This is a genomic window from Sphingobacterium multivorum, from assembly GCF_039511225.1.
Lineage (GTDB): Bacteria > Bacteroidota > Bacteroidia > Sphingobacteriales > Sphingobacteriaceae > Sphingobacterium.
In genome coordinates this window covers 1,660,987-1,675,985 of the sequence record NZ_CP154261.1, presented here as the reverse complement: position 1 = coordinate 1,675,985, position 14,999 = coordinate 1,660,987, and the positions used below count along the sequence as shown (strand labels likewise).

The 14,999-nt window shown below is 42.8% G+C and carries 15 protein-coding genes; 5 read left to right on the top strand and 10 right to left on the bottom strand.

Going from position 1 to position 14,999, the window contains the following annotated elements:
• Positions 1–1,632 carry a sigma-54 interaction domain-containing protein gene (locus AAH582_RS06970; RefSeq protein WP_343321666.1) on the top strand — a complete coding sequence of 544 codons (1,632 nt, stop codon included), beginning with the start codon at positions 1–3 and terminating at the stop codon, positions 1,630–1,632.
• A gap of 75 nt (positions 1,633–1,707) precedes the next feature.
• Here the strand turns inward: AAH582_RS06970 and AAH582_RS06965 are convergent, their stop codons facing one another.
• The 3 genes from AAH582_RS06965 to AAH582_RS06955 form a co-directional block, all read right to left on the bottom strand.
• The gene (locus AAH582_RS06965) at positions 1,708–2,529 is read right to left on the bottom strand and encodes an alpha/beta fold hydrolase (protein WP_046674284.1); all 822 of its coding nucleotides are present in this window, start codon (positions 2,527–2,529) and stop codon (positions 1,708–1,710) included.
• A gap of 235 nt (positions 2,530–2,764) precedes the next feature.
• On the bottom strand, positions 2,765–3,274 hold the full coding sequence (locus tag AAH582_RS06960) for a DsbA family protein (RefSeq protein ID WP_343321665.1): 510 nt from the start codon (positions 3,272–3,274) through the stop codon (positions 2,765–2,767).
• Between the two features lie 2 nt (positions 3,275–3,276).
• Positions 3,277–3,738: a redoxin domain-containing protein gene (locus AAH582_RS06955; protein WP_046674286.1), complete on the bottom strand. Its 462-nt coding sequence runs from the start codon at positions 3,736–3,738 to the stop codon at positions 3,277–3,279.
• A 211-nt stretch (positions 3,739–3,949) separates the two neighbouring features.
• On the opposite strand from AAH582_RS06955, the gene AAH582_RS06950 reads away from it, so the two are divergent.
• Complete coding sequence (locus AAH582_RS06950; RefSeq protein ID WP_343321664.1) at positions 3,950–4,789, top strand: SDR family NAD(P)-dependent oxidoreductase; 840 nt, start codon at positions 3,950–3,952, stop codon at positions 4,787–4,789.
• Positions 4,790–4,872: 83 nt separating this feature from the next.
• Positions 4,873–5,787: a helix-turn-helix domain-containing protein gene (locus tag AAH582_RS06945; RefSeq protein WP_046674288.1), complete on the top strand. Its 915-nt coding sequence runs from the start codon at positions 4,873–4,875 to the stop codon at positions 5,785–5,787.
• Positions 5,788–5,798: 11 nt separating this feature from the next.
• Here the strand turns inward: AAH582_RS06945 and AAH582_RS06940 are convergent, their stop codons facing one another.
• The gene (locus AAH582_RS06940; RefSeq protein ID WP_336828042.1) at positions 5,799–6,323 is read right to left on the bottom strand and encodes a hypothetical protein; all 525 of its coding nucleotides are present in this window, start codon (positions 6,321–6,323) and stop codon (positions 5,799–5,801) included.
• A 232-nt stretch (positions 6,324–6,555) separates the two neighbouring features.
• On the opposite strand from AAH582_RS06940, the gene AAH582_RS06935 reads away from it, so the two are divergent.
• Positions 6,556–6,942 carry an SMI1/KNR4 family protein gene (locus tag AAH582_RS06935; protein ID WP_343321663.1) on the top strand — a complete coding sequence of 129 codons (387 nt, stop codon included), beginning with the start codon at positions 6,556–6,558 and terminating at the stop codon, positions 6,940–6,942.
• Between the two features lie 258 nt (positions 6,943–7,200).
• On the opposite strand, the gene AAH582_RS06930 is transcribed toward AAH582_RS06935, so the two are convergent.
• Both AAH582_RS06930 and AAH582_RS06925 read right to left on the bottom strand, forming a co-directional pair.
• Positions 7,201–7,950, bottom strand: a complete 750-nt coding sequence (locus AAH582_RS06930; protein ID WP_343321662.1) for a DeoR/GlpR family DNA-binding transcription regulator — start codon at positions 7,948–7,950, stop codon at positions 7,201–7,203.
• A 4-nt stretch (positions 7,951–7,954) separates the two neighbouring features.
• Positions 7,955–9,139 (bottom strand): MFS transporter, encoded by a 1,185-nt coding sequence (locus tag AAH582_RS06925; protein WP_046674291.1) that lies wholly within the window; start codon positions 9,137–9,139, stop codon positions 7,955–7,957.
• Between the two features lie 74 nt (positions 9,140–9,213).
• Between AAH582_RS06925 and AAH582_RS06920 the strand changes: the two genes are divergently transcribed.
• Positions 9,214–9,603, top strand: coding sequence for a VOC family protein (locus AAH582_RS06920; protein ID WP_343321661.1), 390 nt, complete (start codon positions 9,214–9,216; stop codon positions 9,601–9,603).
• 120 nt (positions 9,604–9,723) lie between these two features.
• Here the strand turns inward: AAH582_RS06920 and AAH582_RS06915 are convergent, their stop codons facing one another.
• The 4 genes from AAH582_RS06915 to AAH582_RS06900 are packed head-to-tail and all read right to left on the bottom strand — an operon-like array spanning position 9,724 to position 14,996.
• On the bottom strand, positions 9,724–11,193 hold the full coding sequence (locus AAH582_RS06915) for a TlpA disulfide reductase family protein (protein WP_343321660.1): 1,470 nt from the start codon (positions 11,191–11,193) through the stop codon (positions 9,724–9,726).
• Between the two features lie 58 nt (positions 11,194–11,251).
• A complete protein-coding gene (locus AAH582_RS06910; RefSeq protein WP_343321659.1) occupies positions 11,252–12,721 on the bottom strand; it encodes a PKD-like family lipoprotein in 1,470 nt (489 codons plus the stop codon).
• Between the two features lie 11 nt (positions 12,722–12,732).
• Positions 12,733–13,503 (bottom strand): DUF4843 domain-containing protein, encoded by a 771-nt coding sequence (locus AAH582_RS06905; RefSeq protein WP_046674294.1) that lies wholly within the window; start codon positions 13,501–13,503, stop codon positions 12,733–12,735.
• 5 nt (positions 13,504–13,508) lie between these two features.
• Positions 13,509–14,996 (bottom strand): RagB/SusD family nutrient uptake outer membrane protein, encoded by a 1,488-nt coding sequence (locus AAH582_RS06900; protein WP_343321658.1) that lies wholly within the window; start codon positions 14,994–14,996, stop codon positions 13,509–13,511.
• Positions 14,997–14,999: the final 3 nt, after the last annotated feature.

Here is a 14,999-nt window from a genome sequence, read left to right as displayed (position 1 = left end):
ATGACCATCATGCAGCATACAGGCGTAGGATCAGATCCGCAAGCGATTTATAATCGCATTCAGCAACGCGAAATAGAGCAGCTTGCTCAAATGGCTATTCAGCAGAAAATAGCTCCTATTCATACCCTAGCCGCATTGGATTTGCTCCAAAACGAAATCCAAATCTTTTTGGGACAGAATTGGCTTTCGCTATTTATTGCGGATAATCGCGAAGTTAACTATAGCCTCCTTTTTCAATCCAAAAATAAGGCAAAAACAAGCGAGAACGAATCACGTAGCTGTAAAGACAAATTCTTTAAAGAATGTATCCTTTCCGCTGAACCCATCCTGTTCCGAGCCAGCGAAATTTTAAAAGCGGATAAATCTTTTCCGACAAACTTTGTCCACGCCATTCAAGAGGGAAATAAAGCAATTGTATCCAAAGCTTTTCGAGTACATGACCACTATTGGGCGATCTTAAGTCTAGGCTACAAAAAACTGGAACAGATCGATCCTCAGCTTGAGTATCGCATAAAAAATTTTATCCCACAGCTTGGTATTACTGTCGGCAATATTCTGATGCACGAACGGTCGGCACATGCAGCCTTTACAAAACTGGCCAGTAGCCAAGCGCAGCTCACTGTACAGCCTCAGGGTCTCCAGCAGAACGAGGGTTATGGTCAGAAATCAGAGGCATCGGAGCCGCAGATGATTGGCGAGAGTGAACTGATACAAGCCATAAAATCGCAGCTCAAAACAGTAGCGCGCTCAGAAATGAACCTGCTTATTCAAGGTGAAAGCGGAACTGGCAAAGAAGTTGCCACCCAAATTGTACATCATTTTTCAATCAGATCGGACCGTCCCCTAATAAAAGTCAACTGTGCGGCTATTGCGCCCACATTGATCGAAAGTGAGCTTTTTGGACATGAAAAAGGTAGTTTCAGTGGTGCTGTAAAACGTAAAATCGGCAAGTTCGAACAGGCTCAGGGCGGAACACTTTTTTTGGACGAGATTGGAGATCTTCCGTTAACACTCCAGGCCAAACTTCTCCGTGTGTTACAAGAAAAAGAAATTGAGCGCGTGGGAGGAAATAAAAATATTCCTATCGATGTCCGTATAATCTGTGCCACACACAAGGACTTACAAACCGAAGTTAAGGCCGGCAACTTTCGAGCCGACCTATATTACCGGATCAGCGCATTTCCAATTACTCTCCCATCCCTTCGTGAACGACGAGAAGATATTCCTCATTTAATCCAGCATTTCCTCCTAAAACATGCCGGAGAAAAACCACCTAAGCAAATCAGTAAAAAGGTTTTGCAACGCCTCCATTTACATTCCTGGCCTGGCAATATTCGCGAACTTGAACATGTTATTGCACGTTCGATTCTATTGACGGAAGATTCAACTATAAAAAAAATCGCACTATTGTCTGACGGTGATTTTGTAGGAGAAAGCAAGGTTCCGGATTTCCGTTTACAAACCTTGGCAAACTTTGAAAAAGAGTATATTCTTTGGGTATTGCACAACTGTAAAGCCCGTATTTCTGGCCCCAATGGGGCGGCGACCATACTCGGTATTCCAGCCACAACGCTTCAATCCAAGATGAAAAAGCTGGGCATTGGCAAGAAGTTTTCTTACTCCAAGGAATAAAACAAAAAAAGCCATTCCCGTTCATGGAAATGGCTTATACAACTATTTAAAAACTATTTTTAGATCAACAGAATCTTATTTTTGGATAAAATCCAAAATATCCTTATTAATGGTCTCCGCTTCTGTAGTAGGCATTCCATGTGGAAAACCGGGATAGGTAATTAAAGTACCATTTTGGACTAACTTAGCGGCTCTTCTTCCCGTGATATCAATCGGTACGATCTGATCATCTTCACCATGCAATACTAAGACAGGGATCTCGACTTTTTTAAGTTCTTCGGTAAAATCAGTTTCAGAGAACGCTTTTATACAATCATAGTGTGCCTTAATACCGCCCATCATCCCTTGCCGCCACCAGTTGTCCATCACACCTTGTTGTACATTTGCTCCATCGCGATTATAGCCATAAAAAGCGAGGGTAAAATCTTGAAAATATTGTTGTCTGCGTGTTGCCGTATTCAATCTTATTTCGTCAAAAACCTCCATTGGTACACCATCGGGATTTGTAGCACTCTTAGCCATTGTGGGGGTAACCGCACTGATCAATACAGCTTTTGAAACCCGAGAAGTACCATGATTGGTTATGTAGCGAACGACCTCGCCACCACCTGTTGAGTGACCAATATGGATGGCATCTTTTAAATCCAATGCTTCTACCAATTGTGCAATATCCGACGCATAGGTATCCATCTCATTTCCCGTTGCCGTCTGTGTCGAGCGACCATGACCCCGGCGATCGTGTGCGATCACACGGTATCCTTTTTCTAGGAAGTACATCAACTGCGCGTCCCAATCGTCGCTGGATAAAGGCCAACCATGATGAAATACGATCGGTTGTCCTGTTCCCCAGTCTTTGTAATAAATTTCTGTTCCGTCTTGAACTTTGAATGTTGCCATAATGATTAGTTTAAGAATTTTATTATTTACATGATATGTTAATCGGATTGCAATTCATAGCCCAACAAACACATACAACTGTATTTAAGTACATTAGAAAAATAAACGTTAATTTAAAAACAACGATATTTCGTTATTTATACAACAGATTCATTCGTTTTTTACGATACGATCTATTATCCTGCAAGAGACTTCTCGTGGTGTGCTCACCTGTGTTTAAATAGTATTCATATATTCAGTTTTCACCTAATATTTGAACCAGATCTTCCGCTCCACCGTCAAATTTCTGTCCATTAACAAAAAATGTCGGTGTCCCATTAACGCCGCTCAGCATACCGCTTTCAAAATCGCCATCTACACGATCCTGTAACGCCTCGTCCTGCAAATCAGATTTAAACTTTGGCATGTCCAAATCCAGTTGCTCGGCGATATCCAGCAGCAATCTTTCACTCAGCAAGTTTTGGTTTTCAAAAATGGCATCATGCATCTCCCAAAATTTCCCTTGCAGTGCTGCAGCCTCCGCCGCCAATGCTGCGGGTTTTGCATAGGGGTGCATCTCCGATAGCGGAAAATTGCGGAATACAAACCTGATCTGGCTTCCCAGTTCGGCCATCATTTCTTTTATAATTGGATGAGCTGCACCACAATGCGGACATTGGTAATCCCCATATTCAACAATGGTCAGATCGGCCTGGCCATTTCCCAATATATGGTCAGCATTGCTGACCTTCGGTTTCAATGACATAATTATTTTGATTTAAGATTCTCCAATGCTTCGATAATACCGTCTGCACCCGGATTGACCGCAGTCGGAGACAGATAACTCCAAGCAACAACCCCTTCCTTATCAATCACAAAAAGCGCGCGCTTGCACTCCCCTTCCTCTTCATCGTAAACACCATACTTCTTGGCGACCTCGCCTTTAGCTTCAAAATCGGCCAGAAGTGGAAAATGCAGCTTTCGGGATTGCGCAAAGGCCATATGGCACCATTTGCTGTCAACGGAAATACCCATTATCTCTGCATCATATTTCTTGAAATATTTGAGCATTTCATTATATAAGGCCATCTGATCGCTACATACCGGACTCCAATCTGCCGGATAAAATGCCAATATCACATTGTGCCCCTTAAATTCTGATAATCTAATTTTTTGATCGGGTGTCGCGTACAAGGTAAAATCAGGGGCAACATCATTTTCTTTTAACATATCAACGTCTTTAAAGTTTATCGACCATCTCAAGGTGCACAACCTTAAAATAGATGTGCATCATCTTTAAATAAAGCACTTAAAAGCTAAAATTGTTTTAAGGAAAAAATAGCTATCCACGATTTGACTACAAGATCCGTTGATCTGCCTACATCCAAACTCGATCGATTAGCCACCTTTGTAACATCAATTTATTTAAAAAAAGAAATACATGAAATCACAAAAAGTATGGTTTGTCACTGGTGCTTCCAAAGGGTTAGGCCTCAGTCTTGTTAAAGAATTGCTCGCCCAAGGTTATCTTGTGGTTGCCACATCAAGAACAAAACAAGCCCTCGAAGATGAAATTGGCGATCAGGAAAATTTTCTGCCGCTTGAAGTGGACATTACCGATAACAAAGACGTTGCCCGGGCAGTACTCTCGGCCATTGATTATTTCGGAAAGATTGATGTATTGGTCAACAATGCCGGATATGGTCAGACGGGCACCCTGGAGGAACTCAGCGACTGGGAAGCACGCCGCAACTTCGAAGTGAACGTCTTTGGATCGCTTAATGCCATCCGGCATATTGCTCCCCATATGCGCCTTCAGCAATCGGGTCATATTTTCAATATAGCATCTATCGGCGGGCTCGCTGGAAATTACCCAGCCTTTGGTGTTTATTGCTCCACCAAATTTGCTGTCGCAGGCTTTACAGAAGCCCTCGCTGTCGAAATGGAGCCTTTTGGCGTACACACGACCTTGGTCTATCCCGGTTACTTCAGAACTGATTTTTTATCGGAGGGATCCTTACATACCGCAGCCAATCCGATCGCTGCGTACGTCACTGCCCGAGAAAACGAAGCTACCCATCTGCATCAGATCCATGGAAATCAGGCAAACGATCCCCAGAAAGCAGCAACCTTATTAATTGAGTTAAGTACGCTCGCACAGCCCCCAGTTCATTTTTTAATGGGCGAAGATGCGTATGAGCTGGCCAAAAATAAGATCAATATGCTTATGACCGAGATCGAAAAATGGAAAAGCTATACAGTATCAACGGGTTTTGAATAATCCCAATAATTGCTTAACTCAGCATAAAAAGCTTCCAAGGAAATCTCACAATAATCAAATTAGAAATTCATTAAATTTACAAGATGGAGAATACATTTCGCTTTCATTCGCTTTCGGAATTCCACAGCTTTTGCGGACTACCTAAGCCCGAACATCCATTGATCAGCTTGGTTGATTATAGTCAAGTACATTACCCCATAAATGACAGCAAATTGAATTGGATACAACATTTTTATTCGATCGGTTTAAAGCGAAATGTAAATGCCCGGTTCAATTATGGACAGCAGCACTATGACTTCGACTCGGGCGTACTCACTTTTATCTCGCCCCTACAATTTCTACAAGTGGAGATCAATCAGCAAGTACAGGCACAACCCAGCGGCTGGATCCTGTTGATCCATCCCGATTTTCTCTGGAACAGCGAATTGGCAAAACATATTCACTCGTACGATTTTTTCCAATATCAGGTCAATGAAGCGCTTTTTCTTTCGGACAAAGAAGAAGCCATCATTGTCGATATTCTGCAGAATATCGAAAAAGAGTATCAGTCCAATATCGATAAATTTAGCCGCGAACTCATTATCAAACAGATCGAGCGCTTGCTGATTTACGCCGAACGATTTTACGAACGTCAATTTATCACCCGCAAGCGATCGACTCAAGAACTGGTCACCAAGTTTGAGCAGTTACTGTCAGTACAGTTTCAGCAACACATACTTGTGGAGCATGGTGTACCGACAGTCAGCTTCCTGGCGCAGCAGCTCAATTTATCACCAAACTACCTGGGCAGTTTGCTGCGTATCTATACACAACAAAACACCCAACAGCATATTCAGCATAAAATGATCGAGTATGCCAAATTACGGCTAAGCACGAGTTCCCTCTCCATCAGTGAAATCGCTTATGAACTGGGTTTCGAACATCCACAGTCATTCAGTAAAGTGTTCAAAAAGAATACCCAACAAAGTCCCGTGGAATTTAGGCAGCAGTTTCAATAGGTTATTTATCTTTACTCCGCGTAATATCCCGCTACCCCAATACCGATCGTCCAAAAGAACTTTGACTTTTTAAGGTCCTCCAGCAGCATATCCGCATTGTCTTCGTATTCGCCATCGGCTTTGATTTCCTCAATCTCCTCCTGAACATCCTCTTCAGTAATCTGTCTCCAGACGCCCACAGAGCTATTTAAAAATGTATAGCAATATCCCGCTTCGGCATCATCAACCTCACCCTGATTTTTATCCGTTAAGAGATTGACCAGTTCAGCTGCTTCGACCTGAAATGGATTAACACCATAGATATTGATTTCAGTTTTTTCTGGATAGGGTCCATTGATGCTTTCTATAAATTCCAATGTTCCCTGATCATTAAAATCAAGTCTCAATTCGAGTTCATCATAATAATATTGGTCGTCCAGCGCATCTGAAGGAGCACCAAGCACACCTTGAACTTCAGCACGGCCCGCACCAAGATTAACCTGACCAATACCTTCAATTTGAATCCCAACAAGTGGGACTAGTTCGATCTTTTTCATGCGTATTCAGTAAATTATAAAAAGGATACCTGCATAAATAACACTTGAACATCTGCTATCGTTTTATCCAATGATGAACATAGCTACAGCGTTATGCTGACATAAATTTACACTAATTCCCATTAAATAATTATTAACATTTTTACCTTTTCTTACGATCCATAGCGCACATGATAATTCGCATACTCAAGCAATTATGCTAACTTTATGAATGCATCAAAAATCCACCATTATGCAACAGACGCTAGCGACATTAGACAGTTATATCCAAAATCTAAGACCTGAGCTGTATACCGATCTACAATCCCCGTTATCGGCAGAAGAGTTTAGGGACCTTGAACAGCAATATGATATGGAGATACCTCAAGATCTTAAAGCGCTCTATCGCTGGAAAAATGGGCAATGCAATACAAGTTATGAAGTCTTTGTGAACAATTCGACTTTCATCCCACTAGGAGAAGCGCTGGATACAGCGCAGGAACTGACCAATATGATTGGTATGGACTTTGAAATCGAAAACTGGTGGAATGAACGTTGGATCCCTATATTCCACAACGGCGGTGGAAGTTACATCTGCTATGATCTAGGGGCATCTTTACGGGACAGGCAGGTCAATTGATTGAATACTGGAATAAAGACAATGACCGCAATGTCATTGCACCAAACCTCGCAGGTTTTTTAGGGCTACTTAATGACTATTATGCTCATACGCCCAAAGAAAAATTCGATGATTTTTTTAGCCTAGATACCACCGGCGAATATCCCAAACGGTTTAAGGTGGACTAACAGAAACTCATCGCCCTCATTTTTTTTATAATTCAATTGGTCTTTTTACACTACTCCGAAGAAACAATCAATGCTGTTTTCAATCGATCGACTATATAATCTGCAGATCCATATTTCTAAAGGGATTCAGTTCGGAATCATTGGAGTCCAGGTCGGTGATCAATGCCGTGAGCGAATCTATTGGACACACCCTAAACAGTTCCCCTTGATAAAGCTTATTCTGGCTGGCTAAGGCTATTGTTTTCTTTGCACATTGCACCATCATCTTTTTGGTTTCGCCATCTGCAGCTGACGTTGCCGACACACCGAGCTCAGGATCTACAGCACAAGTTCCCATGATAAAGATATCGGCGTTATATTTAGCGACTTCCATACAGGTTGCGATACCCGAAGTTACCGCCAGATCAGGTTCAAAATTACCGCCTAAAAAAATAAGTTCCACATTTTTGAACTTCTCGAGCAGCGGCACGATGGAAAAATTATTCGTAATCATCCGAATCCGGATATCCAATGGCATAGCATTCACTACGGCCCATGTCGTGGTGCCACCATCCACAAAAATGGTCATGCCATCTTTCAGAAACGGCTGTACCTTTAATGCAATAATATCTTTTTCTTTGGTCAGAAACGATTGCCTATCCTGAAAAGTCAACGGATCTTTTTCGCGAAGCATAGCCCCACCTCTGGTCTTGGAAAGCAAGCCGTTCCGATAGAGAAGATCAATGTCGCGGCGGATGGTATCTTCCGATACCGCCAACAATACCGCCAGTTCTTCAAATTTCACCTTCCTCCGACTCGCTAATTCGCGGAGGATTACCTCAAAACGCTCTTCTTTTAACATGCTATTACTTCCTGATTTTATAAATAAGGGCTACTACTAGAAAAAGTAAAGCTATTGTTTCGAAAGCAATGATCAAAGAAAAATGCTGTGCAATAGCACCCAAAAGCGCCGGTCCTGCCAGCTGACCTGCATAACCCATTGTCGAAATAACCGGAATGGCTACTGTCGGTGAAAGTCCTTCAATCCGGCCACCCTCGCTAAAAAATACAGGGACAATATTGGCGGCTCCCAGTCCCAACAGGACAAATCCAACAAGTGTAACAGAAAGCCAGGGACTAAATACCAGGATCAAAATACCTAATGACGCCAATAGGCTCCCACCGATCACCACCACTTTACTATTCAGCTTACTTACTAATCGATCTCCCTGCAATCTCATCACCGCCATCGCTACGGAGAATGCCGCATATCCAATTCCCGTAAATTCCGGAGATACGCCTTTGTGATCCCGCAAAAATATGGCGCTCCAATCCAACATCGCTCCCTCCGACAGAAAGGCGATGAAACACATCAGCCCAAGTACTAGCACACTCCACCTGAGCCATTGAAATCTTTTTTTGGAAACCCGAGTCTCATCAATGTGGGAAAACTCGACAATGATTTCTTTTTCCTTATGGTAACCCAGCAGCTTTCGATATTGTAAGATCAATAGCAGTATTAAAAAGATAGCGATAGTAACTGCCGCATAAATCGGAATTAGCCCCATCTTTATCAGAAAACCCAAGCCGATCGACCCAAATAGACCACCTACGCTGAACAGCCCATGTAAAGATGACATGATCGGTTTACCCATGGCATTCTGAACCTGCACACCATGTGCGTTCATAGCCACATCTATACTACCTATACTGCAGCCAAATATAAAAAGAACACAGGCCATCAAATAGCTATTTGTTACCATCAACAGAACAGGGAGCACAACGGCAGCAATTATACCTGAGATCAAAATCACTTGTCTACTCCCCAGTTTCCCGATAAAAAAACCAGAGAGAGGCATCGTTAATAGTGCACCACCACCCAAACACAGCAGTAAAAGCCCCAGTTCTCCATCGTTAAGACCAAGACGGTCCTTGGCGAAAGGTACCATCGGTGCCCAGCTTGATAGCGCGAGACCACATATCAAAAACATAACCTGTGTCGCTGTTTTTGCCTTAATTATCGATTCGTTAATGATCGGTTTGTTCAACATCCTGATAAATTTTACATTGCAATATTATGCAAATTTGCATAATATTGCAATGTAATTAGATAAAAAGATTTGCCATGCGAATAGAACACCTCGCCCTGTGGGTCGATGACCTCGAGAAAATACGTGCTTTTTACGCCAAATACTTTGGTACTGTTAGCGGAGAAAAATACCATAACCCGAAGAAAGGGTTTTCATCCTACTTTCTTAAATTTCGCGAGTCAGACGCACGTTTAGAGATTATGAACCGTATTGATATCACTGCAGCAGCAGCTGACAGAAGCCTGAGCAAAGGTTATACCCATCTAGCCCTAAGCGTCGGTGGAAAAGATACTGTCGATAAGTTGACCGAGCAATTACGGTCGGATGGATATATTATCGAAAGCGAACCCCGTACGACGGGCGATGGGTATTATGAAAGTGTCATACTTGATCCAGAGGGAAATCCAATAGAAATTGTAGCTTAAAACCAAACAAACAAAAGTCCATAATCAGCCAAACTTGAACATTGGCAGATTATGGACTTTCTGGGATATTATCCTTCCTATTTTTGACCGCCAAATCGCAGTTCTAACTTGGAGGATACCTTAACCTTTCTTGGCTAATTCGATCTTGTTTGAAATTTCGTTAACGATCTTTTCGACATCCGAACCACTACCCGATGACTGAAAGCGAATAAAACCATCTTTATCGATCACCACTTTAGTAGGGATGCCACTGACACCGTAGGCCGAAACGACAGACTTATCCTTCTCCTTCATCTCATCATATAGGACATGGAAACTATATTTATTGTCGTTGATAAAGTTGTTGACAAGTTCCTTATAGTTTTCCTCCTTCTGCCAGGTATTGATAAACAAGAATGCGACCTCCTGATCATTTGCATATTTGTTGACCGCAGCCTGCATGCCCGGGAATGACATTTTACATGGTCCACACCAGGTTGCCCAGAAGTCAAGTACAACCACCTTTCCTTTCAGACCGGCTAAGGATACTTCCTTGCCCGAACGATCCACCAACGAAAACTGAGGTGCTTCTTTTTTGATCATTTCAGCTTTCAGTTTTGTCACCAGCATTTCGTCAATACGTCCATTTAGCGCTTTGAGATAAGCCGTCGTGTCCGAAAGCCCACTATTCAGCTTACTGTACAAAGGCAGGAGTACTTCCATCATTTTGGGATCTTTCCCTTCTTTGACAACTTCCTTTTCCATAAGCTGAAAAGCATCCAGATCGCGTCCTTTTGCCTGAAGCGCCTTGGCATACGCGATCGTTGCCGATTCGGACGGTAATTCTGTGCGCATTTTGTCCAATACTTCAAGCGCCTTATCCACATCCTTGTTGCCCATTAAAGCATCCGCATACTGCAGGCCGATAGCCCCCAGATATTGACCACCCACAGTTTTCTTACCTTCAGATTTCAACTGATTTAGATTGACATAGACCGGTTCAAGCATCTTTTGTGAAAAAGTATATTCTTTTTGCCGGTTTAACTCGCGTCCGATCGCAAAAACAGCGTTTGCATAATTGTCTTTGGGTTTCAATAGCTCCAAATAATAACTGACCTTATCCAAGTTTTTTTCTTTTGCATACTGTTGTGCAATAGTCCCCATGCCGTAACCATAGATTCCTCTATTTTTTTCAGCATAGCTATTTTCCGGAAACTTTTTAATTAAGCTAGTATACTGTTCTTCTAATTGTGCCCCAGTCTGATTTTCCGCTTTAAACAGTTTACCGAAAGCTTCATTTCGTGCGGTAATTCCCTTTGGAAACTTTTTGGCGATACCCGCCTTTATCGCATCGGCCTTATCTGCATTTTGCAAGCCATTGTAGATCTGTCCTGCCAGCAGTTGGTCTTCCTCTCTTTTCGATTTCGCCAGAAATTCAGCTTCTTTTAGTATTTCTGCCTTCGATTCATCTGTCCCTTTCTGAAACAAGCCATTGAGGTGCTTATATAGCTCCTCCTGAGTAATTCCTTTTTTTGCAGCTAATTGTCCAAAAGCAGCCTGGCTTCCCAATAGTAGTAGCGGAATGGCTAATTTTATTGATTTCAAATTCATATTTTAAGATTTATACATGTTTAAATGAATGATATTATGCTTTAAGAGCTAACAGTTTTTATTGCGTCAATATCCCTAAATGGAGGTCGACGATCTCGTCAACCACATGTGGAAAAGACTGTTCCAAGACCATGGTGTTTGCGTTATAAATATAGATGGACCCAGGCTTACTGGCGGTCAGATCATTGGTGGCTATCATCAGCTTGCCATCCAGGATCTTAAATTTGACAATATCTCCAATGGCATTTTCAGGCAGCTGCACATATTTCTGAAATTCGACACCGAGGTAAGAGGCCATATAAATGGTCTTGCCAATAGCCATAAACCAACGGCTTGTAGGACCATCAAAATAGACATAACCAATTGAACCAGTTGTCGGCATTGGACCGGAGCCCAGTAGACTGAATGATTTCGGTTTATAATCTGCAGCGTAATCCAAACGATAAGAATACAATTGATTGTCCTGTTTAAAGAGGTAGATATGGTTGATCGAAGGGATATTGGCATAACTACAGGCCAAAAATACCTTTCCATTCATGAGCTCCTGCCCCAGGATATCTTTATAATCATTGATATAAACATACTCATTGGCCGTAATACCATTATCCCACACCCGCACCTTTTTATTCTTTTCGTCGTAGACACTCATAAAGTATCTACCATTGCCCAGCGGGGCGGCCACACCATTCGGTGCAATCTGGTAATCCGTCGGATCGTTGATAAAAGCAGGCAGCGCTATAGCGCCCTTCCGCAATACATGAAACTTACCTTTATTAACCACATAGATCACGTCGTTGTATCGGTCGTTCATCACCTGGCTTGGACGAAGCTCAAAATTGCCACCACCGACATAGCTGGAAGAATTGTACAGCAGCGTAGGCACAAACTCCCTGGAATCAATGACCACGACAGGATTTACAGCATCCTGAATTCCGATGGTCAACACGTTATAAAAGTCTGTTGACGAAGCGCCATACTTTTTGGTGCCACTGATCGACAGCGGATTCTGGCCCAGCTTACCTAACTTGGGCAATAAAACCTGATCAAAGGAAGCTTTTTTGGTAATGCTCGATAGGCAGTACAATGATGCCGCTTTCAATTTATCCTGTGTCAGTACATAGTACCCCCATTTATACGGGTTCACAATATTCAAAAAACAATTGTAGCTGCTTGTTATTCCCGTAGACCTGTCCGTTACAGTAAACTCGGCCGAGATCTTACCATAACGTTTATTGGCCACATAAAATAGATTTTTCGATTTACTGACTGCAACAGAGTCCACCTTCCATTCAAAGGTGAGTTGTGTCGTGTCACTAGCCGAAAGCGTCCCCATCACTGTTGGATTCAACCGAATCGTATCGTTAAACGGGATTTCATAAATTCGTCCCGTCGGATGATTAGCTTCCAGCAGGCCCGTGATTGTTATCGTATTCACGTCCTTGTAATTATAGTTACCTAGATCCTTAGAACAGCCTCCTACAATCAGAAGAGCCAGGAACAGGATAAAAGATCGGTTTATAAATTTCATCTGCTTCATCGTTAAGGTAATAGAATACGTTCTTTTGTACTGTCGCCATCAGGATAGACCTGGTGATCGATAAAATACTGTTTGAGCACCTGAATATAATTGAAGGTGACAGGATACCAGCTTGCAATAGCCGAAGTAGGCATATTATTCCAATAATATATTGGCCCCGGCGCCCCTGTCGTCAGATCTGGTGAAGGGTCGGCGCCAAGGTGATAGACCTGCATCCATTGCTGGAACACCTCTTTTTGAAAAGGGCCAAAATAATTTTTCCAGGTATTCCACCAAGCCGGTTCATTCAGTATATCGTCAACCACAATCCGTATTTTTTGATTGTATAGGTTTCCGGGAGCGAAAGCCTCATTTTGCTCCATGCGCAGATACAAGACCGTGGGCTCAGCTTTCATTTTTGCTGTACGTTGAAATGTGACAAAGAGGGTATCCACATAGCGGCTGGCTCCGATCATCGGTGCTGAAAATTTCACGGCAGCCTGATCATATTTGGACGAATCTTCCAATACATACGTATAGTTACGGTCTTTCGCACTTGCCCTTCCCCCGATACCGATCGGAATCGCAATCGTCTTTTCCTTGCGTTGCAGATCGGCATCCAACGCAAATCCATAATAGACACTATCTGCAAATTTTTCTACAGATCTGGTATTGGCATTTGGATAGGCAAAATAGATGTAACTCTGGGTATCGTCAAATTGGAGCATATTGTCGTTTTTATTGCAGGCACCCAGTATAACGGCAGCACAAAAAAGCAAAATATATCTTTTCATTTCGGTTAGTTTTGAGGGTTATACAACAATTCATCATCTGGAATTGGCAGCCTGAATATTTCGTTTTTAGGCTGTACCAGTGTAGGCCGATCAATGGCCTTATACAGACGTTTATATTCTGTAAACAGGTAACCTTCGCCAATATTCTCTTTGCGCATCTCGTCAAAGATCAGATCCTTGAGCTTCTGGGGTGTCATATCTGCGTTGAGGACAAGATCAGTGCTGATGTTTCTGCTTTTGCGCACCAGGTTGAGATATTCCATTGCTTTGGTTGGATTAGCAGCAGCATTACTTTCGGCCGCAATCATATAGATGGTATGCAGTCCAATGATCTTGTTTTCATAAGCCGGGCGATAATTGACCTCCGAAGGCAATTGCTTGAGATCAAATAGGTACTTCGAAAGCTTCCAGGGATACGCGGTATTGGGCTGTGTAAACCAATTGGCCAGACGGGCATCATTCAGCGAGCCATGCACCGTGCTGTTATAAAGGTTCGTTCGCAACCACGAATAATTAGGGAATAAAAAGGGTGAGGTCGAGCTAGAAATAGTCGCATCTGGCTGCGCAAAAACCAAACTTACCATCACGCCCAGTTTACTGGAAAACAGTGCAAATATATTTTCCATGGGCATACGCGCAAAAGCACCCGGCGCGATTTCTCCATCGAGGGTCAACCTAACGCTCTGCGTGGTCTTGAGCTCCGTAATCAGCTCTTCGGCATACTTGCCCGCGCCAACCAGATCACTCTTCCATTGCGCGACCATCGCTTGCAGCGCCACGATTGCGTAATAGTTCATTCGGATACCACGGTAATCAATTAAGCTGTTGTAATGTTCGTAAGCATATTGGTTTAAATTAGCATCACGTGCATTAGAACGGATCGGATCCTTTTCTAGCAAAGCACGAGCTTCCCCGAGGTCCTTTTCCAATAAGGTGATCACCTCGGCTGCAGTAGAAAACTTCGTCGCCGAATAGGTCACCCCGTCTCGGTATGGGATCGCCTTTGCCGAAGCCCCTTCGTTCGAAATAGCGGGACCAAATAATTTCAACAGCTGGAAATGGCAAAATGCCCGCAGACCGATGGCCTCCCCCTTGATCAGATCGTAGTTTTCATCCGTCTTGATACGGTCTACATTCGCCAGAATAATATTGGTCTGATTGATGCATTGGTAAAATTTACCCCAAATGTTGGCAATCGTTTTCTTAGGTATATCAAAATTGTATTCATACCGAAAGGACCTGTAGTAGTTGTGCCCCGAATTGGTCACATTATACGATCCGACCAGGCTTTCCATAAAACCATATTTCATTTCACGGCCATAGAGTGTATCCGTATTCATGGTTTCGTATACACCAGCCAATGCTGCACTAAAGCCCGATCGATCTGTAAGCAGATCCTCCTCATACGCTTTATCAGTGGGATTGACATTTAAGAATTTTTCGCAGCCCGACAGTATGCAGAGCACAGCGATGGCGATTATTAACTTTTTCATGCT

Excerpts from the sequence above, each read along its gene's own strand:
- AAH582_RS06970 (WP_343321666.1), top strand. The coding sequence starts at position 1 with ATGACCATCATGCAGCATACAGGCGTAGGATCAGATCCGCAAGCGATT.
- AAH582_RS06965 (WP_046674284.1), bottom strand. The coding sequence starts at position 2,529 with ATGGCAACATTCAAAGTTCAAGACGGAACAGAAATTTATTACAAAGAC.
- AAH582_RS06960 (WP_343321665.1), bottom strand. The coding sequence starts at position 3,274 with ATGTCATTGAAACCGAAGGTCAGCAATGCTGACCATATATTGGGAAAT.
- AAH582_RS06955 (WP_046674286.1), bottom strand. The coding sequence starts at position 3,738 with ATGTTAAAAGAAAATGATGTTGCCCCTGATTTTACCTTGTACGCGACA.
- AAH582_RS06950 (WP_343321664.1), top strand. The coding sequence starts at position 3,950 with ATGAAATCACAAAAAGTATGGTTTGTCACTGGTGCTTCCAAAGGGTTA.
- AAH582_RS06945 (WP_046674288.1), top strand. The coding sequence starts at position 4,873 with ATGGAGAATACATTTCGCTTTCATTCGCTTTCGGAATTCCACAGCTTT.
- AAH582_RS06940 (WP_336828042.1), bottom strand. The coding sequence starts at position 6,323 with ATGAAAAAGATCGAACTAGTCCCACTTGTTGGGATTCAAATTGAAGGT.
- AAH582_RS06935 (WP_343321663.1), top strand. The coding sequence starts at position 6,556 with ATGCAACAGACGCTAGCGACATTAGACAGTTATATCCAAAATCTAAGA.
- AAH582_RS06930 (WP_343321662.1), bottom strand. The coding sequence starts at position 7,950 with ATGTTAAAAGAAGAGCGTTTTGAGGTAATCCTCCGCGAATTAGCGAGT.
- AAH582_RS06925 (WP_046674291.1), bottom strand. The coding sequence starts at position 9,139 with ATGTTGAACAAACCGATCATTAACGAATCGATAATTAAGGCAAAAACA.
- AAH582_RS06920 (WP_343321661.1), top strand. The coding sequence starts at position 9,214 with ATGCGAATAGAACACCTCGCCCTGTGGGTCGATGACCTCGAGAAAATA.
- AAH582_RS06915 (WP_343321660.1), bottom strand. The coding sequence starts at position 11,193 with ATGAATTTGAAATCAATAAAATTAGCCATTCCGCTACTACTATTGGGA.
- AAH582_RS06910 (WP_343321659.1), bottom strand. The coding sequence starts at position 12,721 with ATGAAATTTATAAACCGATCTTTTATCCTGTTCCTGGCTCTTCTGATT.
- AAH582_RS06905 (WP_046674294.1), bottom strand. The coding sequence starts at position 13,503 with ATGAAAAGATATATTTTGCTTTTTTGTGCTGCCGTTATACTGGGTGCC.
- AAH582_RS06900 (WP_343321658.1), bottom strand. The coding sequence starts at position 14,996 with ATGAAAAAGTTAATAATCGCCATCGCTGTGCTCTGCATACTGTCGGGC.